The 23,328-nt window shown below is 37.1% G+C and carries 23 protein-coding genes, 1 other RNA gene and 1 other annotated feature; of the genes, 2 read left to right on the top strand and 22 right to left on the bottom strand.

Features of this window, described 5'->3' with window-relative positions:
- Positions 1–24 precede the first annotated feature (24 nt).
- The 14 genes from hisC to FD46_RS09820 all read right to left on the bottom strand — a co-directional run bounded on the left by hisC (position 25) and on the right by FD46_RS09820 (position 12,767).
- A complete protein-coding gene (hisC, locus tag FD46_RS09885; protein ID WP_057896998.1) occupies positions 25–1,101 on the bottom strand; it encodes a histidinol-phosphate transaminase in 1,077 nt (358 codons plus the stop codon).
- A gap of 16 nt (positions 1,102–1,117) precedes the next feature.
- Positions 1,118–1,438, bottom strand: coding sequence for a phosphoribosyl-ATP diphosphatase (gene hisE / locus FD46_RS09880; RefSeq protein WP_057897031.1), 321 nt, complete (start codon positions 1,436–1,438; stop codon positions 1,118–1,120).
- 17 nt (positions 1,439–1,455) lie between these two features.
- Positions 1,456–1,779: a phosphoribosyl-AMP cyclohydrolase gene (hisI, locus tag FD46_RS09875; RefSeq protein WP_057896997.1), complete on the bottom strand. Its 324-nt coding sequence runs from the start codon at positions 1,777–1,779 to the stop codon at positions 1,456–1,458.
- Complete coding sequence (gene hisF / locus FD46_RS09870; RefSeq protein ID WP_057896996.1) at positions 1,776–2,534, bottom strand: imidazole glycerol phosphate synthase subunit HisF; 759 nt, start codon at positions 2,532–2,534, stop codon at positions 1,776–1,778. Before hisF ends, hisI begins: the two co-directional genes overlap by 4 nt.
- Positions 2,524–3,249 (bottom strand): 1-(5-phosphoribosyl)-5-[(5-phosphoribosylamino)methylideneamino]imidazole-4-carboxamide isomerase, encoded by a 726-nt coding sequence (gene hisA, locus FD46_RS09865; RefSeq protein ID WP_057896995.1) that lies wholly within the window; start codon positions 3,247–3,249, stop codon positions 2,524–2,526. Before hisA ends, hisF begins: the two co-directional genes overlap by 11 nt.
- Positions 3,230–3,856 (bottom strand): imidazole glycerol phosphate synthase subunit HisH, encoded by a 627-nt coding sequence (gene hisH / locus FD46_RS09860; protein WP_057896994.1) that lies wholly within the window; start codon positions 3,854–3,856, stop codon positions 3,230–3,232. The genes hisA and hisH overlap by 20 nt, the downstream gene beginning before the upstream one ends.
- Positions 3,857–4,441: an imidazoleglycerol-phosphate dehydratase HisB gene (gene hisB / locus FD46_RS09855; protein ID WP_057896993.1), complete on the bottom strand. Its 585-nt coding sequence runs from the start codon at positions 4,439–4,441 to the stop codon at positions 3,857–3,859.
- A gap of 17 nt (positions 4,442–4,458) precedes the next feature.
- The gene (gene hisD / locus FD46_RS09850; protein ID WP_057896992.1) at positions 4,459–5,736 is read right to left on the bottom strand and encodes a histidinol dehydrogenase; all 1,278 of its coding nucleotides are present in this window, start codon (positions 5,734–5,736) and stop codon (positions 4,459–4,461) included.
- On the bottom strand, positions 5,733–6,350 hold the full coding sequence (gene hisG, locus FD46_RS09845; RefSeq protein WP_057897030.1) for an ATP phosphoribosyltransferase: 618 nt from the start codon (positions 6,348–6,350) through the stop codon (positions 5,733–5,735). The genes hisD and hisG overlap by 4 nt, the downstream gene beginning before the upstream one ends.
- Positions 6,351–6,384: 34 nt before the next feature.
- Positions 6,385–7,539 (bottom strand): ATP phosphoribosyltransferase regulatory subunit, encoded by a 1,155-nt coding sequence (locus FD46_RS09840; protein ID WP_057896991.1) that lies wholly within the window; start codon positions 7,537–7,539, stop codon positions 6,385–6,387.
- A 52-nt stretch (positions 7,540–7,591) separates the two neighbouring features.
- Positions 7,592–7,830, bottom strand: a binding site (T-box leader).
- A 53-nt stretch (positions 7,831–7,883) separates the two neighbouring features.
- On the bottom strand, positions 7,884–8,726 hold the full coding sequence (gene hisJ, locus FD46_RS09835) for a histidinol-phosphatase HisJ (protein WP_057896990.1): 843 nt from the start codon (positions 8,724–8,726) through the stop codon (positions 7,884–7,886).
- Between the two features lie 161 nt (positions 8,727–8,887).
- A complete protein-coding gene (locus FD46_RS09830; protein WP_057896989.1) occupies positions 8,888–10,240 on the bottom strand; it encodes a glucose-6-phosphate isomerase in 1,353 nt (450 codons plus the stop codon).
- Between the two features lie 394 nt (positions 10,241–10,634).
- Entirely contained in the window at positions 10,635–11,501 is an 867-nt protein-coding gene (locus FD46_RS09825) for a GRP family sugar transporter (RefSeq protein ID WP_057896988.1), read from the bottom strand.
- Positions 11,502–11,591: 90 nt separating this feature from the next.
- Positions 11,592–12,767: a class I SAM-dependent rRNA methyltransferase gene (locus FD46_RS09820; RefSeq protein ID WP_057896987.1), complete on the bottom strand. Its 1,176-nt coding sequence runs from the start codon at positions 12,765–12,767 to the stop codon at positions 11,592–11,594.
- A 218-nt stretch (positions 12,768–12,985) separates the two neighbouring features.
- Between FD46_RS09820 and FD46_RS09815 the strand changes: the two genes are divergently transcribed.
- A complete protein-coding gene (locus tag FD46_RS09815; protein ID WP_057896986.1) occupies positions 12,986–15,154 on the top strand; it encodes an LTA synthase family protein in 2,169 nt (722 codons plus the stop codon).
- A 198-nt stretch (positions 15,155–15,352) separates the two neighbouring features.
- On the top strand, positions 15,353–15,529 hold the full coding sequence (locus FD46_RS09810; RefSeq protein ID WP_235805615.1) for a DUF2188 domain-containing protein: 177 nt from the start codon (positions 15,353–15,355) through the stop codon (positions 15,527–15,529).
- Positions 15,530–15,650: 121 nt separating this feature from the next.
- Here the strand turns inward: FD46_RS09810 and FD46_RS09805 are convergent, their stop codons facing one another.
- From FD46_RS09805 to FD46_RS09775, 8 genes are all read right to left on the bottom strand, one after another.
- On the bottom strand, positions 15,651–17,105 hold the full coding sequence (locus FD46_RS09805) for a sensor histidine kinase (protein WP_057896984.1): 1,455 nt from the start codon (positions 17,103–17,105) through the stop codon (positions 15,651–15,653).
- On the bottom strand, positions 17,105–17,824 hold the full coding sequence (locus FD46_RS09800; protein ID WP_057896983.1) for a response regulator transcription factor: 720 nt from the start codon (positions 17,822–17,824) through the stop codon (positions 17,105–17,107). Before FD46_RS09800 ends, FD46_RS09805 begins: the two co-directional genes overlap by 1 nt.
- Before the next feature lie 246 nt (positions 17,825–18,070).
- Positions 18,071–18,440, bottom strand: a transfer-messenger RNA (tmRNA) gene (ssrA, locus tag FD46_RS10280).
- Between the two features lie 58 nt (positions 18,441–18,498).
- Positions 18,499–19,887, bottom strand: a complete 1,389-nt coding sequence (locus FD46_RS09795; RefSeq protein WP_235805614.1) for a L,D-transpeptidase — start codon at positions 19,885–19,887, stop codon at positions 18,499–18,501.
- 438 nt (positions 19,888–20,325) lie between these two features.
- The gene (locus tag FD46_RS09790; protein ID WP_057896982.1) at positions 20,326–21,786 is read right to left on the bottom strand and encodes an NCS2 family permease; all 1,461 of its coding nucleotides are present in this window, start codon (positions 21,784–21,786) and stop codon (positions 20,326–20,328) included.
- A 160-nt stretch (positions 21,787–21,946) separates the two neighbouring features.
- The gene (locus tag FD46_RS09785) at positions 21,947–22,432 is read right to left on the bottom strand and encodes a universal stress protein (RefSeq protein ID WP_187329037.1); all 486 of its coding nucleotides are present in this window, start codon (positions 22,430–22,432) and stop codon (positions 21,947–21,949) included.
- Between the two features lie 15 nt (positions 22,433–22,447).
- Complete coding sequence (locus FD46_RS09780) at positions 22,448–22,633, bottom strand: hypothetical protein (RefSeq protein WP_057896980.1); 186 nt, start codon at positions 22,631–22,633, stop codon at positions 22,448–22,450.
- On the bottom strand, positions 22,617–23,318 hold the full coding sequence (locus tag FD46_RS09775) for an NAD(P)H-dependent oxidoreductase (RefSeq protein WP_057896979.1): 702 nt from the start codon (positions 23,316–23,318) through the stop codon (positions 22,617–22,619). The genes FD46_RS09780 and FD46_RS09775 overlap by 17 nt, the downstream gene beginning before the upstream one ends.
- Positions 23,319–23,328: the final 10 nt, after the last annotated feature.

Below are 23,328 nucleotides of genomic sequence, written 5' to 3'. Positions count from 1 at the left end.
GCTTTAGCATTCTTCTTACTATAATTACTTCTTGATTTGAGTTAAAAATAACGTCCTTAGTTTTCCCCCATCTGCTGTTGTACCAATAGTCAAGCGCAACCATTCGTCAGAAAAGCCGCGGCGGATCTGATAACCGTTTTTCAAAAGAAAATCAGCCAGTTTATTTGCACCTGGATATTTGAAAAAAATAAAATTTGCTTGGCTGTGAAAATATTTAATTCCTTGAGACTCAAAAAACGTTTCCCAAGCTTTTCTTTCTTTTTGTGTCTTATTCACTGATTTCTTTACAAACTTTTGATCTTTTAAAGCCGCAAGCGCTGCTATTTGAGAAAGTGCGCTCAGATTATACGGCAAACGGACCGACTGCATATAAGCTGCCAGTTTTGCCGACATTACAGCATACCCAACGCGGTAATTGGCCAATCCGTAAACTTTTGAAAATGTCCGCATTAAGATTGTATTAGGATATTTCGACAAAAGAGGAAGAAAACTCGGTGAATCAACATCTGTTACATAATGAATATAGGCCTCATCAATAATTACAAGTATATCTTTAGGAACATGTGCAATAAAGTTCTCAATTACAGATGGTCTTTCGTAAACACCGGTTGGGTTATTCGGGTTACAAAGCCAAATCAGCTTTGTTTTTGAAGTAATTTTTGTCAGCATGCCAGCAAAGTCATGCCCTCCGCTCTTTGCATTGCACGGGACTTCTACTACTTTAGCACCTTCAATTTGAGCATGCAGGGCATATTCAGAAAAAGTGGGTTTCGTAAGTATAATCTCATCACCGTTTTCCAAAAACACGTGTGAAAGCAACATGATAATTTCATCAAGCCCTACTCCAAAAACAAGATGGTTCGAAGGTACTTTCAATTTAGCTGCAATCACTTGTCGAAGCTGACTTGCATCCCCATCCGGATAGCGATTACTTTCAGCAAAGTTCCAGTTCAAGATCGCTTCTTTCACTTTAGAAGACGTTCCAAAGGGGTTTTCATTTGCCGAAAGCCGAATCAGTTTTTTCAGTCCAAGTCGTTTCTTAACCTGTGCCAGCGGTTCTTCTGGAATATAGTTCTCAATTGCTTTAATCTGTTCTTTCATACTGCTGTCTCCTTTATTAAAGATCTTTAATCTCAGGGCGATCCTTGGTTTTACTCATCAAACCTTCTCTTTTTGCCAGTTCTGTTTTTATTTCATCATATGAAACTCCCTGTTCAACTAACAAAACCATCAGGTGATAAAAAAGGTCCGCTGTTTCATAAATTAATTCCTCGCGCTTCGGATTTTTGGAAGCAACAACTACTTCAGTTGATTCCTCACCTACTTTTTTTAGAATCTTGTCCAGTCCCTTTGTAAAAAGATAGTCAGTATAAGAACCCTTTTTAGGGTTTTCTTTTCTTTCTAAAACTGCTTGATATAATTGATCAAGATCTTGCATTTTTGGCTTTCCCATTACTATTTCCTCCTTCTTAATACTACTTCTTTAAAAAAACAACTTTGCTTTCCCGTATGGCAAGCTGGACCTGCTGGTTTGACTCGAAGTAAGAGCGTATCTTCATCGCAATCCAGCCACATTCTTTTAACTTCTTGTGTATTTCCGCTCGTTTCACCTTTGTGCCAAAGTTCCTGTCGTGAACGTGACCAAAACCATGTTTGTCCAGTTTCCAAGGTCTTTTGATAACTTTCCTGGTTCATCCATGCAACCATCAAAACAGCACTTGTTTGGTCATCAACCACCACACTCGTCAATAGCCCTTTACTAAAATCCGGTGTAGTCATCTGACGTTCACCCCTGCTTTCTTCAGTGTATCTTTAACTCCCGAAATAGTTAGTTCACCGTAATGAAAAACCGATGCCGCAAGTGCGCCGTCAACTTTTCCTTTGCAAAACACAGCAGTAAAATCATTCAGTTTACCTGCTCCTCCAGAAGCAATAATCGGCACATCAACTCGTTCAGTAAGCTCACGGTATAATTCTGTGTCAAAACCCGATTTGGTCCCATCTTTGTCCATACTTGTGACCAGCAGTTCACCAGCTCCTAAAGAAACGGCCTGTTCAGCCCAATCTAATGCGTCTAATCCTGTACCGTGCTGTCCGCCTGATGTAAAGACCATGTACTGTCCTGTTGCAGAATTCTTTTTAACGTCAATTGCTACAACTATACACTGTCTTCCAAACTTTTGAGCACCTTTTGTAATTAATTGCGGTTCAACAACTGCTGCCGTATTCAAAGAAATCTTATCTGCACCAGCTTTTAAAAGAAGCTGCATCTGAGCAACAGACTTGATCCCACCTCCAACTGTCAACGGCATAAAAACTCTGCGGGAAACACTTTCAACAACCTCTTTCATTGTTTGGCGTTTTTGATTAGTAGCAGTAATATCTAAGAAGACCAGCTCATCGGCCCCTTGACGTTCATATTCGGCGGCAATTGCCGCAGGATCACCGATATCTACTAAGTTTACAAAGTTAATTCCTTTTTTAACACGACCATTGTCCACATCTAAACATGGAATAATTCTCTTAGCCAGCATTGCTATTCACCTCCGCTATTTCCTTAAGGGTCAGACTTCCTTTAAAAAGTGCCTTGCCAACTATCATATCCTTTAATCCAGCATGCAGTAATTCTTTGATATCAGCTGCATTGCGAATCCCACCGGATGCGATAATATTACATTGTGGAAAATTTGTCTGCAATGACTGCAACAAATTAATATTTGGGCCACTAAGAGTGCCGTCACGTGCTACGTCCGTTACAATAAAGCTAAGTGCACCAGCTATATACATTTTTTTAATCAATGTACTCATCTTTGTTTCAGAACTTTCAAGCCAACCATTTACCGCGACAAAACCACCAGTTCCATCAACCCCAATTACCACTTTTTGAGGACCGAATTTTTGTAATGCATTTTTTACAAATTCTGGATCAAGTAATGCCGCAGAACCAATGATCACTCGATCGATTCCTAGATTCAAATATTGTGACAGTCTTTTTAAGTCCCGAACACCACCGCCGATTTCAAGCAATCCGTTAAAAGCCGCCCGAATTTGTGCAATTGTTTCTTGATTTTGAGGAACACCCTTTTTTGCACCGTCCAAATCCACAAGATGCAAACACTTAATCCCTGCTTCTTCAAATTTTTGTGCTTGTGCTGCTGGATCTTCATCAATCAATGTTTGTTTACTAAAATCTCCTTGGTAAAGGCGAACACTTTTACCTGCCTGCAGGTCAATTGCCGGAATTATCATTATAAATTATCTCCTTTACAAATGTCTGCAAAATCTTAATCCCCACATTTCCGCTTTTTTCGGGATGAAACTGAAGTCCATAAACGTTTTTATTTTGAACGATGGCTGGTACCGGCACTGAATAATCAACTCGCGATACGATATACTTGTTATCACAATCGGCATAAAATGAATGTACAAAATACGTATACTGTTGAGCAACAAAAGAAAACACTGAATTTTTCTGTATTAATTCATTTTCATTCCAGCCCATCTGAGGTACTTTGTATCCTTTCTTTCGCGGCAATGCAATTACCTTACCAGGAATCAAACCTAATCCCTTATGTTCGCCATATTCACTTGAACTTTCAAACAGTAGCTGCATACCAAGGCAAATTCCAAGAAGGGGTGTTTTTTGCATAACAGCCTTTTTTATCACTGTGTCTAGTCCGCGCGTGCGTAAAGTCTGCATCGCAGGAGCAAATGCTCCTACACCTGGCAAGATAAGCCCCCGGCTTGCCAATATTTCTGCTGGATCTGCAGTAAGCCTAGTCTTTACACCTAAAAAGTCGAAAGCTTTCTTTACATTATAAGTATTGCCCGCGTCGTAATCTATAATTGTCAGCATTTAGATCACACCCTTAGTTGAGTTGACACCTTCTATCTCAGAATTAACATTAACCGCTTTTCTCATTGCTCTGCCAGTGGCTTTAAACAAGCTTTCAATTTTGTGATGAGTATTCCTTCCATATAAAATTTCAGCATGCAAATTCATTTCTGCACTGAAAGCAAAAGCTTGAAAAAAGTCTTCTACAATCTCAGTTTCAAAACTTCCCAAACGTGGATTAGTCAGTTCAGCATTAAACACAAGATATGATCGTCCGCTTAAGTCAATACAAACACGACCGAGAGTTTCATCCATTGGAACAAAAGCCGTTCCGAAACGTTCTATCTGTTCTTTATTACCTAAGGCTTCTTTAAAACATTTTCCTAAAACAATGCCTGTATCCTCGACAGTGTGATGTGCATCAACTTCCAAATCACCATTTGCAGCTACATCCAACCCAAAGCGGCCATGCTTAGCAAATAGTGTCAACATATGATCAAAAAAGCCAACGCCTGTTTTAACCTTAATTCCAGTTTGCTTGTCCAAGTTTAATTTGATCTTAATTTTCGTTTCTGCCGTTTTTCTTGTAATTTCTGCTTCTCTCATCTTGTTGTCCTCCCTGTCTAATCCTTAAAACGCGCTTCCACTGCACGTGCGTGAGCTTCTAATCCTTCGGCACGTGCAAGGGTTGTAATTGCGTCCAAATCTTGTGCTAAGGCATCTTGCGAAAATTGAATAAATGAAGTTTTCTTAACGAAGTCATAAACTCCCAATGGTGAAGAAAACTTGGCTGTACCGCCAGTAGGTAAAACATGATTAGGCCCAGCAACATAATCTCCCAGCGGTTCAGAAGCATATTTGCCTAAAAAGACTGAACCAGCATTGCGAATTAAGCTTAAATACTGCATCGGATCTTTAAGTTGGACCTCTAAATGTTCTGGAGCGACAGTATTCATCAACGCAAACATATCAGAAATTGAGTTCATTACTGCGATAAAACTTCGCTCAGCAATTGCTGTTTCTGCAATTGCTCTACGCGGCAGCTGCTCAACCTGCTTATCCACTTCTTGAGATACTTTTTGTGCAAATTCAAGTTCATCGGTAACTAAAATTGCACGTGCTCTTTTATCATGTTCTGCTTGTGAAAGCAGATCAGCTGCAATCTGCGCTGGTTGGGCACTGCTATCTGCTAGAATTCCAATTTCTGAAGGACCTGCCACCATATCAATTGCAACTTGGCCAAAAACCTGTTTTTTAGCAGTTGCAACATAAATATTGCCAGGGCCTACAATCTTATTAACAGCTTTAATACTTTGCGTTCCATAAGCCAAAGCTGCAATGGCTTGGGCTCCTCCTATCTGATAGATCTTATCTACACCGGCAAGTTGAGCTGCTGCTAAAACCGGTGCAGCAATTCCCTCTTTTTGTGCAGGAGTAACCATCACAATTTGCGAAACTCCTGCTATTTTTGCTGGAAGTGCACTCATCAAAATTGTTGATGGGTATGCTGCTGTCCCACCAGGAATATAGAGTCCTACCCGTTGCAAAGGTGTTACCTTCTGTCCTCGAGTAATTCCTGGGACATCCGTATCAATAAATCCGTATTCCAATTCTCTTTTGTGATAACTGATAATGTTTTTCTTTGCCAATAACAATGCTTTTTTTAATTCAGGAGAAATTTCGTTAAGTGCTTGTTCCATTTCTCTCTTTGAAACTGCAAAGTTTTTTAATTTTACTTGATCAAATTGCTCTTCATATTTTTGCAGTGCCTCATCACCATTTTTCCTCACATTTGCAATAATTTCAGCCACACGCTGCTCAACTTTTAAATCCGTTGTTTTAGCAGTATAATCACTGACAATCTTTTGCATCTTCACGAAACTTTCCTGATAAATTTTCATTTACTTTCCTCCATCTGTCTTTGAACACTGCTATTAGCAGCAACCGTCTTTTCCAAACGATCAGAAAATTCAAAAATTTCTTCCGTATGTTGCTTAAGTGCCATTCGATTTGCTACCAACCTAGTTGAAACCTTGTCTAGATAATCGTAAACTATAAGATTATTTTCTCGTAAGGTGGTCCCGGTTTCCGTAATATCAACAATTGCATCTGCCAATCCAATCAATGGCGCCAATTCAACCGAACCTTCAATCTTTACAATTTCAACATCTTGGCCTAACGACTCAAAATAACGCTGAGTAATAGCAGGATATTTTGTTCCAATGACTTTTCGTCCCGGACGATCAAAATTAAAAGCCGCAGTGGAAGCAAGAACAAACTGGCATTTTCCGCTTTGAAGATCAAGAAGTTCACATTGTTCATTATTATGTTCAGCTAAAATATCACTGCCGACAATGCCTACATCTACTGTTCCAGTATTGAGATAGGTGATAACATCCGGCCCTTTCGCAAGGATAAAGCAATACTTTCCATCATTGGAATTAATGATGAGCTTGCGTTTTTTATTTCTAAGTTTGTTGCAATTAATTCCGCTTTGCTCTAATAACTCAACCATCTTCTTTTCAATTCTGCCTTTAGTTAAAGCAATTCTAATTGACAATTTTGAGTTCTCCCTTCTTGTCTATGCAAAACAACTTAACATTTCTAGTTGCTGCACTCTTCTTAGCGTCTTGCAGATTATCTTCTAAGCACAATGTTAAATTTGTAATTTTCTGACAAATTTTAACTACTTCATTTAGCTGTTCCGGCTCAAAAAACAAAATGTCAGCCTTAGAAACAGAAACATTAAGTTCGGCTGTTTTAGTCAACAACTCAAGATCAATTCCCATTCCAACTGCCGGTTCCCCTTTTTTTTGAAAATTTTCCAGCAAGTGATCATATCTTCCTCCGCTAAAAAGGTAATCAGAAATATCATCACTAAATCCCTTAAAAGTAATCCCTGTATAATAAGATTGGGGGGGAGCCACGCTTAAATCCAATAAAACAGACTGTTCAGGAAGCTTTTGCACCCATTGCGAAACTTGAGTCAGCTCAGTAATAATCTGTTGTGCTTTTACTGGAAGTTTAAAAGAAGAAATTTTTCGTAACACTGTGCTGGCAGAACCGAAAAGCCGCGGCCATTCTTTAAGAAAATCAGTCTGGTCGTTTAAAGCAAATAATGATATTAACTGCTGATACTTGGGAATGTTTTTTTTATAAAGCTGATTTTTAATTTCTTGCTTCAATTGTGTATCATCTGTTAGACTATTCAAAATTGCATCTGCAAAACGAGCGTTGCCCAACTCAATCCGTACTTTACCCTGCAAAAACTTTCTGCTTAGACAGTTGATTATCATGAAACATTCTAACTCTGCTTTTAAAGATGGATAGCCCACAAGTTCGACCCCTGCTTGGGTCATCTGGTTATATTTTCCTGAAAGCGACTTAGCAATTTTAAAACGTTCTCCAATATAATAAAGTTTACGTGGAAGGCTAAAATTATTTGTAGCAAGAAAGCGAGCAATCGGCAAAGTCAAGTCTGGTCGCAAGACAACAACCTCGTTGTTGTCTAACAAACGATATGCCCGTTGTTGTCTAAGATCATAATCTGCAAAGACCTCCTGATATTCCAAAATCGGCGTATCGATTCTCATGAATTCATGTTGTTGCAAAAAAATTTCAAGCGACTGTTCAATTTGATGTTTTTTTGATACCTGTATCCCGAATTCATCCCGCATACCAAGCGGTAAACTAACTTTATGCATTTAACAAACTCCTTTCAAAATAACCAAAAACGTCCTCTTAGCAATTAATTGCTAAGAGGACGTTTTACCGTGGTTCCACCTCATTTTATTTGTTCCTCACGAAACAAACCTCAAGTTGAAAAATTCAACAGTGATAACGAACTGTCCGGTCAAGCCTACTCATCGATTATTAATAACTTTCAGCTCTTTGATTCATAGATGTGATTCGCTGCTCACATAGGCTCCCTTCCCAGCTACAGGGAACTTTCTATACTAGAGGTCAACAGTTACTCTTCTAATCATAATCTTTTTTTTATTATATTTTCATTATTTACTAATTTTTCATTAGAATACTCTTTAACTGACTACCTGTCAAGTCCGGAAAACAAATTTTTTAAATGGTATCCTCGACCGACTTCTGCAATAGAATGTGCATCCGAACCGTAAATCAACGGTATTTTATTTTTATATGCAAGTCTGCAAATCTGCCCGCCCGGGTAAAATTCGTTGCAATAAGTTTTATACATACCGGCTGTATTGAAGTCCAACTGTCTGCCCTGATTTTTTATTAGCTTAATAATTTGTGTTATCAGCTGCATTGTATCTTTATTAAAAAATTCTGGCAGTCCAAAATAATCCTGATATTTTTTTATTAAACTCATGTGTCCTATACGTTGCGGTTTAAATTCACCTAAGTCAGCTTCAAGAGAACTTTTTACCAATTCAAAATAATTACAATATAAAAGTTGAGGATTTGAAAACAAGGGTGAAAAGCCCTTCTCAAAGTCTTCCGGCGAAAGATCCAGACACCAAAACTTATTGTTTGCTCCGCACATGAAGTGAACTGAAAGAATATTTTGTTCAGTAAGCGGTCCGTATTCATCCAAGAAAACACGAATTTGATCTTCAAACCCCGGAAGGTAATCTACTTCAAATCCAAGCGAAATTTTTATCACATTGCAATACTTTTTCTGCAAAGCCCTTACAAGTTTTATGTAATCATCTAACTGATTCCATGACAAAGAGGCTTCTATTATTCCTTCTGGACTTCCTTCGTATACTCGTTCGAACCCTTTTGGCAACGGGGCATGTTCTGTAATGCAATATTCTTCAAAGCCTAATTCAATAGCCCTTTGAACCATTTTTTCTGTTGCTTCGCCACTGCCGTGGGGACATAGTTCTGTGTGTGTATGTCCTTCAACTTTCAATTTTTCGACCTCCAATTTTTTGCTTAGTTTTAAAAACTTCAATTTCTAATACCATGCTAACACTAAAAACAGATTCGAACCTCTCTTTAAAATTTAAAAAGGACTTGTGATAAATTTTTATCACAAGTCCTGATGTAACACGGTTTGAAACTTACACTAATTTATTCGCCTAAACGTGCATTTAATTTCTTGCTTAATTCCTCAAACCCAGGTTTATCCAAAAGTGCAAACATATTATGCTTATATGCTTCCACTCCTGGCTGATTAAATGGGTTAATTCCGTTCAAATAGCCAGAAACAGCAACCGCAATTTCAAAGAAGTAAATAGTATACCCTAAAGTATATGCTGTCCGATCTGGAATATTAAGGATCATGTTAGGTACATTCCCATCTGTATGTGCCAAAACTACTCCTTGGAAAGCCTTAGTGTTGACAAAGTCCATTGTTTTTCCCTCAAGATATGCCAAGCCGTCAAGATTTTCTTCTTCTTTAGGAATTTCAACATCATGATTTGGTTTTTGAACCTTAACCACAGTTTCCATTAAATTGCGACGTCCTTCTTGAATGAACTGCCCCAGTGAATGCAAGTCTGTGGAAAAGTTAGCTGAAGATGGATAAATTCCCTTTTGATCCTTTCCTTCCGACTCTCCCATCAATTGTTTCCACCATTCTGAAAAGTATTGCAAAGAAGGTTCATAGTTTTCAAGAATTTCGGTAGTGTACCCCTTACGGTAGAGTATATTTCTCAATGCAGCATATTGATATGCTTCGTTCTTAGTTAAATCAGCATTAGAATAATCAGAGCGTGCATCTGCAGCTCCCTTCATTAATGCATCAATATCCGCACCTGAAGCAGCAATTGGTAAAAGCCCCACTGGAGACAACACAGAGAAGCGGCCACCAACATCATCTGGAATAACAAATGATTCGTATCCCTCAGCATCAGCTTCTGTCTTAAGCGCTCCTCTGGCACGGTCTGTTGTGGCATAAATCCGTTCTTTTGCGCCTTTTTTTCCATATTTAGTAAGCAATTTTTCTTTAAAAATCCGAAAAGCGATAGAAGGTTCGGTAGTTGTTCCTGATTTCGAGATTACGTTAACAGAAAAATCACGATCCCCAATCAGTTCCAAAAGATCATAAACATAAGAAGAACTAATCGAATTACCGGCAAAGAAAACCTGTGGCGCATTTCGCTTTTCAGCCGGAAGGATATTGAAAAAACTGCGGTGCAAAAATTCAATTGCAGCACGGGCTCCCAAGTATGACCCACCAATTCCAATCACCACAAGAACTTCTGAATCGGATTGAATTTTTTTTGCGGCCTTTTTAATACGAGCAAATTCTTCTTTATCGTAATCAACAGGTAAATTCAAAAAACCACGAAAGTCGCTACCTGCTCCCGTTCCTTTACGTAATTCCTCATCTACCGCCGTTACAAGCGCTTGCATTTCTCCCAACTCATTTTTTTGTACAAATTTAGTCAGGTTAGAACTATCAAATGAAATATGTGCCATCGCTTTTCGCTCCTTTTTATTCTTTTTATACAACCGCTATTATTATACAATAAAACTCGTATTTTGTACCCTTTTTTCACGTTATTTTATGATTTTCCCTTAAAAACACTTAAATACAATGCATGAAAGCTTAAAAAATTATTAATCTGCTTCTTTATACTAAAAAGGACCTTCTTCGGTAAAGTTCCGAAGACAGGCCTTCATTGAAAAATTTGGTCAAAAACGAGATAAACTCAGCTTCTGGCTTTATCTTATGAAATCTATATGATACGCCGCTAATAAATAAGCATTTTCTCAACCAATCATAGCTTGTTCTGGTTCATGATGTTATTAATTTTTTTACTTTCCGGCACACTTTCATTTTGCAAAAACTCACTTTTTAAAATTAATAATGCTAAATGTTAGCTAATAATATTCCGCCAGTAATAATCAGTAAAGAACCCAATGTGATAAAGAGCAATTCTTTTTTTGTCTTTTTCTCCCCTAAAAACAAAATGCTTCCGAATGTGGAAATAATAATTCCCATTTGTGAAAATGAATAACTAATTGCTAAACCAACTAACGGGATTGCCAAGAACATGAAGATGTTACCCGCTCCCCACACTAATCCAGTAATTATATTTTTAAAGGAATCTCTTCTTAAAGCATCCTTCCCGAAAGCAAAGAAACTTGCACCAAGTACCATTCCAACTGCTTGGGGCAGAACCATCGCCTTTGCATCAACATTTGACCAGTTAACTACTACTGTGTATCCAACATACCCAAATGTTGAAAGCGCCAGTGCACGTATACCAACTTTCCAATTTTCCTGCTGTGCTTTATCAGCTATTTTGCTTGTTCTTCTGTCTCTGAAAGATGTTAACATTGCACCTGCGATTAAGATTACAAGTGCAATTGTTCCAATTGAAATTTGATGAGTACTTTTCCATTCATGGAAGAGTAGCACACCTGCCAAAGCATTGAAAAGCAGTTGGAGACCGGTTGAAAGCGGCACTGTCTTCGAAATACCGATAGCCTTCATAGAATGAAACTGCTGATTTTGGCCCAAACTCCAAAAAAGTCCTGAAATAACACCGACAATAGCAACTTTCAAACTGCTATGTGCCGTAACCTCATTCCAAAAAAGTGCTGTTGTCAATAAACTAAATAGCAACGCACCCCACGTCATTCCAAGAGTCTGCTGATTAGCATTACCACCTAATTTACCACTAACGAGTCCAATACTGCCCCATGCAACTGCAGGTATTAACGCAACTAACATAGCAACGAACCTCATTTCTCTTTTTAATCTCTGCAAAAACGTATTATAGCAGTTTGTTTATACTTAAAACAAGCTGCTATATAATTAAATCTATTTGGCTGCCACCACAAGGCCCTTAAACCCTTGGTCAGCATGCTCTTTTTTATTTGTTACAAAGTCCGCTGTTAAAGTAAGTGTGTCTCTGAGTTCAAATTGACGATCAGCTTCAGCAAATATTTCGATAACCTGCTCTTTTAACTTTTTCAATGAAAGGCTCGCTGAGTTAGCAGTTAAAACAAGTGTTCCCCCCTTTTTAACAGTCTTGAGTGCTGCGCTAATCAACTCAGGATAGTCTTTAGTGAGTAAAAAGGAGTTCTTTTTAGAACGAACAAAAACAGGCGGATCAATTATGACCATATCAAACTTAATATGATGCTTTTGCGCATAATCTAAGTAACTCATAATATCAATTACCCTCAACTCTTGTTTGGAAGGGTCAACCCCATTGAGAAGCAGATTTTCCTGTGCCTGTTTCATCGCTTTAGAACTCAAGTCAACATTAACAGTTTTAAAAGCTCCACCCTTCATTGCTGCGCCACTAAGAATACCATCATTACTAAAAAGGTTAAGAACTATCTTTTCATCTGCCGCTCCGTTCAAGAGAAATTCTAACAGATTCCGTTTATCTAATGACGAATCAAAAAAACCGTCATTTAAATCAACTTTTAATTTAAGCCCAGCTTGCAGTACTTCCAACTTAACAGGAGCCTTTTGACCTGAAACATGCTGGCCCTTAAGTGCAGCCTTTTGAACATTAAATTGCAGTCTTTCATAAATTCCCAGTGCATCTGGAACTGCTTCATTAAATGCTTGATAAAGAGTATTACGGTGATAATAAATTCCCTTATTGTCAAAGGTGAATACATAATACCCAGCATAATAATCAATTGTAATTCCTCCAAGCCCATCCCCAGAGCCATTGAAAAAGCGAAATGCACTTGTGTTTTCAAGGTAGTAAAATGCTTTTCTCCTGATCTGTGCCATAGTAAAAAATTTACGGAATAATTCTTTTTCTGGTATGCTCTGCTCTTTCAACGAAATAATCCATCCGTCATTGTTGCGCTGTTTAGCAAGGTAAGCATATGCGATAAATTGTTTTTCACAGACAAGCTGAATAAACTCACCATCATCTCCTGAATAATATTCAACAAAATCATGCGTGTTCAAACGCGGGTACCCGTCTTTATATTTACGAACTGCTTGCTTTTTTATTTCTATTGTTTTCAAATTTCGTATCTCCAGTATCACTTTTATTTTTATAACGATAAACCGGTAGTTTCATTTAAGAAACTCATTTTAATTGTACCATTACTTTCCCTTTTTTGGCTTGTCCTAACAAAGTTCCTAAATCTTTTATAATATCACTTACTCAAATTGACGTTAATTTAACAAATGGTTTAGAATAAAGCGTTAGCTTAAATCTACGGAAGGGATGATTAAATACTGTGTACCTATTAAAATTAAGAAATATTCTGAGTACACGCTGGGGCTTTTTTTCTTCATTAGTTTTCCTTTTTTGGTTAAAAACCATTCTTGTCTACCTAATCGATTTTCACCTTGGTGTTTCAGGCTTTTATCAATATCTAGTACTGTTGATAAACCCTCTTGCTACTACCTTGCTTTTATTTGGCAGTGCATTGTACATCAAACGCACAGTCCCAGCTTACACGGTTTTGCTACTAATCTACATAGCTAATTCCGTCTTACTCTTGTTTAATGTAATCTACTACCGCGAATTTACTGACTTCATGACGATTAATGTTATTTTCGGCTATTCTTCTGTCTCTGACGGTCTTAGTACTAGTTCATTCGCATTGCTCAAACCTCAAGATATTATTATTATTGCTGATCTTTTCTTATTAGTACTTGGCTTCACAACTAAGGTGATTCGGGTCGATAAGCATCCCATTGCGACTCGCCAAGCGGTAGCATTAACCTCTTTTTCTCTTTTCTTCTTAATGTTTAACCTCACATTAGGAGAAATTGACAGGCCACAACTGCTTACACGGACATTTGACCGTAATTATTTAGTGAAGTACCTGGGAATTGATGCCTTTACCTTTTATGATGGCATAAAGACAGCAAAAAATAATCAAGTTCGAAGCGAAGCTAGCAGTATTGACTTGAACAAGATTTTATCATTTACTCAAAATCATTATGCAGCTCCAAATGTAAAGACTTATGGAATTGCTAAGAATAAAAATGTGATCATTATTCACTTAGAAAGTTTCCAGCAGTTTTTAATCAACTATCGTTTAGATGGAAAAGAAGTCACTCCTTTTCTAAACAGTCTTTACAACAGCAACTCAACTTACAGCTTTGATAACTTCTTTAATCAAGTTGGCCAAGGAAAAACTTCAGATGCTGAAAACATGTTAGAAACAAGTACCTATGGTCTTCCGCAAGGTTCTCTTTTTTCAGCTTTGGGAACAGACAATACTTTTGAAGGCGCACCGGCCATTTTAAATCAAGATGCAAATTATTCAAGTGCTGTATTCCATGGCAATAAAGGTTCTTTTTGGAATCGTGACAGTGTCTACAAAAATCTAGGGTACCAATACTTTTTTGATGCTAACTACTACAATACTGACGCCAATAATCTGACTGAATATGGTCTAAAGGATAAATTGCTTTTCCATGATTCAGTTAAATACTTGGAACGCTTGCAGCAGCCTTTTTATGCAAAGTTCATTACAGTTTCGAACCATTTTCCTTATACGCTTGACAAACAGAATACTGATTTTAAAGCGGCTAATACTGGAGATGATTCCGTCAACAATTATTTCGTTACGGCTCATTATTTAGATCAATCAGTTAAAGAATTTTTTGATTATCTGAAAAAAAGCGGTCTTTATAATAATTCAATGATCGTCATCTATGGCGACCACTATGGCATTTCTAATTCGCGCAATTTGAAATTAGCTCCTTTATTAGGAAAATCTTCTTCTACTTGGAATGACTTTGATAATGCCCAAATGCAAAGAGTTCCATTCATGATTCATATTCCAGGGGTTACGGATGCTGGAGTACAACATCAATATGGCGGCGAGATTGATGTCTTACCAACTATCCTTCACCTTCTGGGAATCGACTCAAAAAAGTATATCCAATTCGGAACAGATCTTTTGTCACCGCAGCATGACCAAGTAGTTGCTTTTAGAAATGAAAATTTTGTAACGCCTGACTACACGGTAATTAACGGCACAATCTATGACAACAAAACCGCTGAAGAAATTACCCACCCATCTAACGAACTTGCTGCGAAGATAAATGCTGAAAGCGACAAGGTGAGCGAAGAACTTTCACTTTCGGATACACTTAACAATAAAAATCTTTTGCGCTTTTATGTTCCGCAAGGTTTTACTCCAGTAAACCCTAAAAAATATAACTACAAAAATGACTTTGGTGAAGTTACAAAGATTCAAAATCTTTTAGGTAATAAATCAACAAGTCTCTGGAGTAAAAACGGTAACAAGTCAACAATTTCTGACTATACTTCAGATGCGCCGGAATTAAAAACAACGGATTCTAACGAACAAAATGAAGAAAGTGCCTCTTCTTCTATGAAAAAAGCAGCAAGTTCCTCAATACAATCTCGCAAAGATACAAATTAATATTTTAAAAATTTTGTCTTACCAAGTTTTGTACTTTTCAAAATTGTAAGCTAATTTTTGTAAAAACTAATTGAACTAGTTTATCATAAGAACTATAGAACAAGTTTCTTAAATTAATCGCTTTTTATTAGTTTTTAATAATGTTCCTTGGAAAGGATGATTTTATTGCCCTGGACAAAAGACAACTACCCTGATTCTATGAAGAACCTAAGAAGTGAGGTCCGTAACAAGGCAGTTGAAATTGCAAATGCTTTAAAAAAGGACGGCTACAACGACCAACGTGCAATTTCAATTGCTACTTCGCAAGCAGAAGATTGGTTTCGCAATCACCGTTCAACGAATAAATCACCCTTTAAGAAAAAGCAAAATAAATAATGGTTTAAAAAGAAGCTGGGTCAAAGTAAAAATTTGGCCCAGCTTCTTTTTACTATTCTACTTTTTCCATTAACCAAGATCTCATGGATTACGACTGCACATGAAGCTTCTTCCCTCTTTGTTATTTTTCATCAGGAAAGATAAGGGTGAACGTGGATCCTTCCCCTGGTTTGCTAGTAACCTCAACCTTACCGTTATGCTGTTCCATCAGCTGCTGTACAATTGATAAACCTAACCCAGACTCACCATATTTGGTGTTTTTTCGAGAAATATCTGCTTTATAATAACGTTCCCAAATATTTTTTAATTGTTCTTCGTTCATTCCGATACCATTATCTGCAACTCGCAGAATACTGCTGTTATAGCCGCGTTCAGCGGATATTCTGATTACTCCGTTTTCAGTAAACTGAATTGCATTCTGAGTAATATTAAAAATAATCTGAACAAACCGGTCATAGTCCGCAAAAACGTTAAGCTTCGTCGGACCCACAACTTCAATCCCATCCCCGGCACCTTGTGCTTTCTTTTTCAATTGCGCAGCTACATTGTGAATAGCTTGCATAGCATCAAAAGTCGTCTTTTTCAATTCAATCTGTCCACTTCTAATTTTTTCATAATCAAGGTTTTCGTTAACTAAACGAATTAAACGACGTGTCTCATTTCGCATCAGTTCAATACTCTTTTCTTTACTTTCTTCCGGAATTGCATCATAAGCAAGACCTTCAAGCAAGCCATTGATTGTTGTTAACGGTGTTCTCATTTCATGGGCTGCGTCTGCCATAAATTGACGTCTTTTTTGTTCCTGCCGCTTAATTTCTTCATTCGATTGTTTCAATGAACTGGTCATTTGATTAAAATCTTTTGCTAAATCATCAAGTTCATCTCGTTTGTGATCCACGAGGTTAACATCAAAATCTCCGCTAGCAACTGCTCTTGCAGCGTTCCTTAACTTGCTGATTCTTTTAGTAATATAGTGAGCAAGAAAATAACTTATTAATGCTCCCAGTAAAGCCGAAAACAATAATACATATCCTAAATTTCGTTGAATTTTAGTGAAACTTTCCTGCAGGCTAGAAACCTTAGCACCAACAGATATTACAGCAATTAATTGACCGTTTTCATCAAAACAAGGCGCCAAAATGTCTGTCATTCTTTGCTGGTTCTGCACATTTTGTTTATCAGCTCCGCGCCATCCCAAGTCGCTTTTGCGGCGCAAAATCTCTCCTTTTTCCAGCTTCTTCCAATCTCTATTTGAAATAATAGATTGATATCCTTGATCTGGATACATGACACGCTTTCTAGTTGTATAAATAGTAAAATGAACTTGTTGATTGCGCAATAACAGTTCACTGGTTTGTAGTTTGCCAATATCCAAGGTAAAAGTCTGCTTGCCGTTTGGATTTGTTTCAATTGTCATTGACTGGGTTTTTAAACTATAAGCGTAGCCTTCAAGCTGAACCCAAGTATTTTCATAAATCATCGTCGTAGTTAAATGAAAAAAGGAAATTCCTAAAATTAACAGTAATGTTGTGATAACTACAAAAAAAGCTATCATCTGCTGATATATAAGTTTCATTATTCACTCACTCCAGAATCGTCAAACTTATATCCGACACCCCAAACCGTTTGAATTATCTGTGGACCGACCTTTTCAATTTTTTGACGTAATTTTTTAATATGTGCATCAACCGTCCTTTCGTCGCCATAAAATTCGTAATGCCATACTAACTGCAGTAATTGATCACGAGAGAAAACCTGTCTTGGCTTTTGCGACAAAGTCTTTAAAAGATCAAACTCTTTCGGTGTTAAGTCTTCAATAGGGCTGCCTTGCAAATAAGCTTCTCTTGTTTTTGTACTTAGTTTAAAATGATCCGTAACAACATCAAATGAGGTTTCAGCATCAGTTTCTAACTTTTTTTCAGACCCTAAAGAAGCTCTACGATGCAAAGCTTTTATTCTTGCTATTAAAGTAATAGGACTGAATGGCTTGACCACATAGTCATCTGCGCCCATTTCAAGTCCAAGTACCTGGTCGCTTTCCGAGTCACGGGCAGTCAAAATTATGATCGGCACGGTCGTTGAAAGCGCACGAATTTCATTATTTACCTGAATTCCATCCATTCCAGGTAAATTGAGATCCAATGTAATCATATCCCAGCTCCGCGGATTTTCTTTAAATTTTTCAAGTGCTTCGATCCCATCATAAGCATAATGGATCTCCCAGTTTTCTTTCTTAAAAAACATCGACATCATTTCAGACAGTGACTTGTTATCCTCGATCATCAATAGTTTCATCCAGTTACACATCCTTTTTGTAACTTTTTTACTTATCACATAATACCATACATCGAAAATATTATTTTTTTTTGAATTTTAATAAAAAAAGAAAAGTTTTTATGTGCCTAAAATAATAATCACACAATATTTAACGAATTATGTTCATTTCATAACAACAGCTTCTCTAAAGACAATCGCCTATAACTATATCACTTTTTTTTGTAATAAAAATAAAAAGCACCAGCAATTGCTGATGCTTTTTATTAATGGAGATGGCGGGGATCGAACCCGCGTCCAAGCATATCGGCACTCAAACCTCTACATCCATAGTCATACTACTTGGATTTTCATTACCAGCTGCGCCATATGACAGGGCTAACGCCGATAACTAACCTGATTAATCTCTTTCGTTAATTTCAGGTGTGAATTAAACGACGTAAGTCCACTAAATTTAAGACCCGGAATTCAACACATGGACGATGTTGAGCGGATCTACGCTAAGCGCGATTAGGCAGCTAAAGCGTAAGAGTTGTTATTATTTTTTGCAGTTATATTTAACTGAGCGTCTATACGTCACGCAATTACGAGATGCAATTCAAGCTCGACCTATACCTGTCGAATCCAGAACATCCCCATGCCGTTATTATAGCATAGAATTATGCTTCCCCCAAATTCTTTGCTGCAACTAAACACTAATAGACGACCACTGCTTCTGATTGAGCAAGATTATCATAAACATTCTTCATATGATCACTTGGTGTATTAACACATCCGCCTGAACCATTGTTAAGGTATGCTGTGCTGGACCAATCTGTTCTCCAGCTGGCATCATGAAAACCGCAACCACTATTCGTAAACTGTGCCCAGTAATTAACTTTAACAGAATAGTTTGAATTTCCAGCTTCACTTCCCTTCAAAGTTGAGGGAGATTCTTTATACATAACGTACCAAACGCCCTTAGGTGTGTCTTCATTAGTACTGTGTTTCCCCGTCACAACTTCAGTTGAGTAAACCTCTTTCCCATCTTTATAAAACCAAGCCCGCTGCTTTGAAAGAGAAACCTCAGCATAAGTTGTGCCCAATCCATCATTAGCAGTATTTTCATAACCTGTTCCATAAGTCAAATATCCTACACCGTAGATGTCCTTGCTGGCATCAATCTGTTCTTCACCCTTAATGAAGGCTGTAGAAATACTTTTAACTGCGTCTTCAGGTTTCAATGCCCAGCCATAGGTCCCCCCAGGAACTGTAACCTGTTCACCATCATGATTCTTAAAGTTGATGTCTTTTTTCAAAGTTGCTTGTTTTTGATTGATCTGTTCAACTTCTTTAATAATACCAGTTTGATCTATCTGATAACGTCCATTTTTATAAGTTGCTTTACTTAAAACATCTTTAGCTGCTAAGTTATAGTTAGTTTGTTGAACTTTATACGAAACACTTCTTTTGGCTAAAATAGCTAGTTTGCTCTTTTCAGTCGCAACCTTTTTACTGCTAGCAGTCAAAGGCTGTTCAATAGTTCCTTTCAAATTAATTTTTGAAAGATCGCTTTGTCTTGAAAAATTCCTCATAATAGTCTTCACATTGTATTGTTTTCCCTTTTGTGGTTCAGACACTACAATTTTACCATCTTCTAAAGCTGCTTGTGCATCTACTGCTTTTTTGAGTGTTTGGTTTTTCTTCTCAAGTAAATTCTTTACCGTAGGCTGTAAAATTTTCTTGCGATAAGTACTCATATTGGAAGGAACTACCTGATAGCTGATTGCTTTCTTAGTAGGCAACCACGTCCACTGTTTTTTCAATAAACTACGAATTTTAACTGAATCATCAGTTGTAAATCCTGAAGCAGTTTCTTTTCCACGAAAAAGTAATTTTCCATCCAAGTAGACATTGTTATTAATATTTTGTTTCTTCAAATGAGCTAAGGCTTCATCTGCGTTCATTTTTCCAACACTAATATCGTTAATTTCTACATTTTCATTAAAATGTGTCATCCGATAATAAGTATATCCTCCTGCCGCTGCTGCTAAAATAACAGCTAAAAAAGCAGTAATTATTACTTTATATTTAATTTTAACCACCCCATTATCTGCATCAAATTCATCCAGATCAAAACATATAAGCTAAACAATACCATACTTTCTTCTAAAGGTTAACTAAATTATACTTTCTCTTCAAATCAGTTACCGTATCCTTCAAAATAAAGCACCGATAGAGGCTTATTTTATGGTATCTAGAGTAAATGTTAATTTTTTAATAAAACTAATAATAAAATACCGCTGCAGAAGTTGCATGTAAATGCAAAACAAAGTTTTATTGCAAAATCTTTCGATAAATGATAATTATAACTGTTAAAGGGAGACTGGATCAAAACGTACGTTTTGATCCAGTCTCTAAGTTTTTAATAATATCTGTTTTGCCACAATTCTTTAAATAAAGAGTAAATATGTCAATTTTCAGGTTTCATATTTATACCCCAAAAACAAGTACTATTTTTAATACAAACAAATTATTCCCAATTACTCAATCAACGCCAAAACAATGAAATTTAACACAAACAATAATGTACAAACGATCATCATTGGATGAACTTCTTTAAATTTATTTTTAGCAATCTTAACTGCTATAAAGAAAATAAAACCAGCTGCAATTCCGTATGAAATACTATAACAAATGGCCATAAATACTGAAGCAAAGAAGGCAGGTACCGCATCTTCAAGGTTACTCCAATCAATGTTTTTAAAGGAAGCCATCATCATTATACCCACAACAATCAAAGCAGGTGCTGTCGCAGCATCGGGAATAATAGCAATAACCGGTGCAAGCAGACTACTTACAGCAAACATTGCAGCTGCGGTCAAACTGGTTAATCCTGTGCGCCCTCCAACACTAATCCCTGAAGCACTCTCTACAAAAGTTGTGACATTAGAAGTTCCAAAGATAGCTGAAATTACTGAACCGATTGCATCAGAAAAAAGCGAACGATCCATTTTCGACTTAAATCCGTGGCCATTAAAGAACTCTTTTTCATCTTCTTTTGAAAAAATACCAGTTCTCTTTCCTGTACCAATAAAAGTACCAATAGTATCGAAAATGTCTGTCAAACTGAAAGCAAAAATTGTCATTACCCCTAATAGGACCCTGCCTGGTTCGTCAAATAACGAACCCATTCCTTTAGGACCAAAAGCAGCACCCATAGTGGTTTTAAGATCAACAAAAGAAGATCCAAGTGAATTCCCGCTAGCTAATTCCAGATGAGTTACACCAAAAGGAATCCCGATTAAAGTTGTAATTATAATTCCTACCAAAATAGCAGCACGAAAATTCTTAACAACTAAAAAGATCATCAAAATCAAGCCCACAAGAGCAATTAAAGGCGCAGCCTGGTTAAAATTGATCAATGAAGGCGTTACACTGCTATTTGAAACAAAAGAAGAAACTCCACCTTTATAATGAGTTGTTGCCGCATTATATGCATTACCATTGATTGATAAAATTCCGCTCTTATCAGTAATAAACTTTAAAAATCCAGCATTTTTAATACCAATATAGGCCACAAAGATTCCAATTCCACCACCAATAGCATGCTGCAAAACCTCAGGAATAGACTTAATAATCAATCTTCTGATTTTGGTTACAGTAACAATTACATTAATAATGCCGCATAAAAAGACAAGTGCAAGTGCTTGTTGCCAAGAAAAACCCAATTGCAAAACTACTGTATAAGCAAAAAATGTGGCTAGGCCCAACCCAGGGGCCTGGACATATGGAACATTTGCGAATAATGCCATTATCAAAGTACTTACAACGGAAGAAATAATAGTTGCTAAAAAAATTGCTTGTGTTGGCATTCCTGTCGAGCCTAAAATATTTGGTGCTACAAACAAAATATAGGACATAGCAAAAAAGGTTGTTAACCCAGCTATAACCTCAGTGGTCATATTAGTTCCATTTTCTTCAAGCTTGAAGAAACGCTTCATAGTTAAAAGACTTCCTCTCAAATTCAGAATAAATTAATTATAGCAGAAAATTCGCGTTTAGCAGAAAAAATGACAACAATTTAATTTAAAAATCATCATTTTTAGCTAAATGCGAATTATTATGGCTACCTATTAGAAAAAGCTTTAACTTTAACACTTATTACAATCGGATTACTAGTACCGAACATGAAGCATTCTGTGACATGTAACTTGCCTGAGAACCAATGAAAATTTTTTGATGTCCATGCCCATTCGCTGCTTTAGTTTTTGAACCGCAGATTAAGATATCAGGTTTAAAACTGGGAACCACTTCATTTACGATCACTGCACCTGGTTTCCCTTCAGCAGTCATCTGCTCAACTTCTTGAACACCATGATTTTTGGCCTGTTGAGCATAGCTTGCAACATCATCAACAACTCTTTGCCGCAGCTTATTTATTTTTTCTGGACTAAGTGTTTCAAAAACGTTCAAATCTTGAAGCTCAAGCACAGAAACTATCCCTAAGCTTGCTCTATTTCTTTTAGCCATCGTAACGGCAAATTGAAATGCACGAATTGAAGATTCTGAATCATCTTCATCTATTGCAACTAAAATCCTTTTGAATGGGTTTTCAATAAGCTTAAAATCCAATACATTTTCTTTCATTGAAATTTTTCCCTCCTACCAACTTTTAGGGCTCCATAAACGACCATCTAGTTCACCCTTAGCCTGTTCCAGCCTTTTCTTTTGGTCTATTGCACATTCACTCATGCACATCAAAATTGCTCGTTTCTCGTATTTTCTTTGTCCGTTTGCCATTAGTTTTAGCTGTTCAACAAGCCACTCCTCTTTAGATTTGATTTTCATCATCTCTTCTCATTATCTTGATTTCTGCTTTAAGTTCAGCTAACTCTTCACTCCGTTCTTGAAAAAGCTCCAAAACTGCATTCCACGTTGATTCTTCAACCTCATTTTTAGATTCGCTATTTATTATTTGTTGCAAGTGTTTTATAAACCACTCTTCTTTCTTAGCAAAAGTAAATGGTTGTTCTAATTCAAGATATTGCAAATACTCTACCAGCAAATGCTTTTTTTGATTTTCTTGCTGGTAATGAAACTGCTCAATCACAAAAAGAGGAAGCAGCTTCATTTTTAAGCGTCGCGCAATTGCTGCAAACGGACTCAGTAATTCAGAGAGTGAAAAACCCTGGCTCCCTCCCAGACGATAATCGCTGAGAGGCTGACCAATGTTAACAACAATCCCCAATTCCTTTTCTGCCATCTTTTGTTCATCATCAGTGTGCAAAACAACTGCTAACCACTGAAGCAAAAGTGCTGGTGCTTGATACCAATAAAGCGGGAATTGCAAAATTATCCGAGTATAGTTTTGCAACATTTTTCTTTCTTGTCCAATTATTGCATTATCATTGGTATTCACCCATTTTAAAGGATGCCAAGTTACACCATCAGCTGAATGTGCTGCCTCCTTTAGAAATTGCTGTGTACCGGAAGCCTGTAGTTCAGGGTGTGCTACGATCACAATTGTCTTCAATATACGTACC

It is taken from the genome of Liquorilactobacillus oeni DSM 19972, from assembly GCF_001436275.1.
GTDB classification, from domain to species: domain Bacteria; phylum Bacillota; class Bacilli; order Lactobacillales; family Lactobacillaceae; genus Liquorilactobacillus; species Liquorilactobacillus oeni.
This window is presented reverse-complemented; position numbering and strand designations above follow the sequence as displayed.

Excerpts from the sequence above, each read along its gene's own strand:
- hisI (WP_057896997.1), bottom strand. The coding sequence starts at position 1,779 with ATGACTACACCGGATTTTAGTAAAGGGCTATTGACGAGTGTGGTGGTT.
- hisG (WP_057897030.1), bottom strand. The coding sequence starts at position 6,350 with ATGGTTGAGTTATTAGAGCAAAGCGGAATTAATTGCAACAAACTTAGA.
- hisH (WP_057896994.1), bottom strand. The coding sequence starts at position 3,856 with ATGCTGACAATTATAGATTACGACGCGGGCAATACTTATAATGTAAAG.
- hisE (WP_057897031.1), bottom strand. The coding sequence starts at position 1,438 with ATGCAAGATCTTGATCAATTATATCAAGCAGTTTTAGAAAGAAAAGAA.
- hisF (WP_057896996.1), bottom strand. The coding sequence starts at position 2,534 with ATGCTGGCTAAGAGAATTATTCCATGTTTAGATGTGGACAATGGTCGT.
- FD46_RS09800 (WP_057896983.1), bottom strand. The coding sequence starts at position 17,824 with ATGAAACTATTGATGATCGAGGATAACAAGTCACTGTCTGAAATGATG.
- FD46_RS09830 (WP_057896989.1), bottom strand. The coding sequence starts at position 10,240 with ATGGCACATATTTCATTTGATAGTTCTAACCTGACTAAATTTGTACAA.
- hisD (WP_057896992.1), bottom strand. The coding sequence starts at position 5,736 with ATGAAAATTTATCAGGAAAGTTTCGTGAAGATGCAAAAGATTGTCAGT.
- hisC (WP_057896998.1), bottom strand. The coding sequence starts at position 1,101 with ATGAAAGAACAGATTAAAGCAATTGAGAACTATATTCCAGAAGAACCG.
- FD46_RS09805 (WP_057896984.1), bottom strand. The coding sequence starts at position 17,105 with ATGAAACTTATATATCAGCAGATGATAGCTTTTTTTGTAGTTATCACA.
- FD46_RS09810 (WP_235805615.1), top strand. The coding sequence starts at position 15,353 with ATGAAGAACCTAAGAAGTGAGGTCCGTAACAAGGCAGTTGAAATTGCA.
- FD46_RS09840 (WP_057896991.1), bottom strand. The coding sequence starts at position 7,539 with ATGCATAAAGTTAGTTTACCGCTTGGTATGCGGGATGAATTCGGGATA.
- hisB (WP_057896993.1), bottom strand. The coding sequence starts at position 4,441 with ATGAGAGAAGCAGAAATTACAAGAAAAACGGCAGAAACGAAAATTAAG.
- FD46_RS09825 (WP_057896988.1), bottom strand. The coding sequence starts at position 11,501 with ATGTTAGTTGCGTTAATACCTGCAGTTGCATGGGGCAGTATTGGACTC.
- FD46_RS09780 (WP_057896980.1), bottom strand. The coding sequence starts at position 22,633 with ATGAAAATCAAATCTAAAGAGGAGTGGCTTGTTGAACAGCTAAAACTA.
- FD46_RS09790 (WP_057896982.1), bottom strand. The coding sequence starts at position 21,786 with ATGAAGCGTTTCTTCAAGCTTGAAGAAAATGGAACTAATATGACCACT.
- hisA (WP_057896995.1), bottom strand. The coding sequence starts at position 3,249 with ATGATAATTCCGGCAATTGACCTGCAGGCAGGTAAAAGTGTTCGCCTT.
- FD46_RS09785 (WP_187329037.1), bottom strand. The coding sequence starts at position 22,432 with ATGAAAGAAAATGTATTGGATTTTAAGCTTATTGAAAACCCATTCAAA.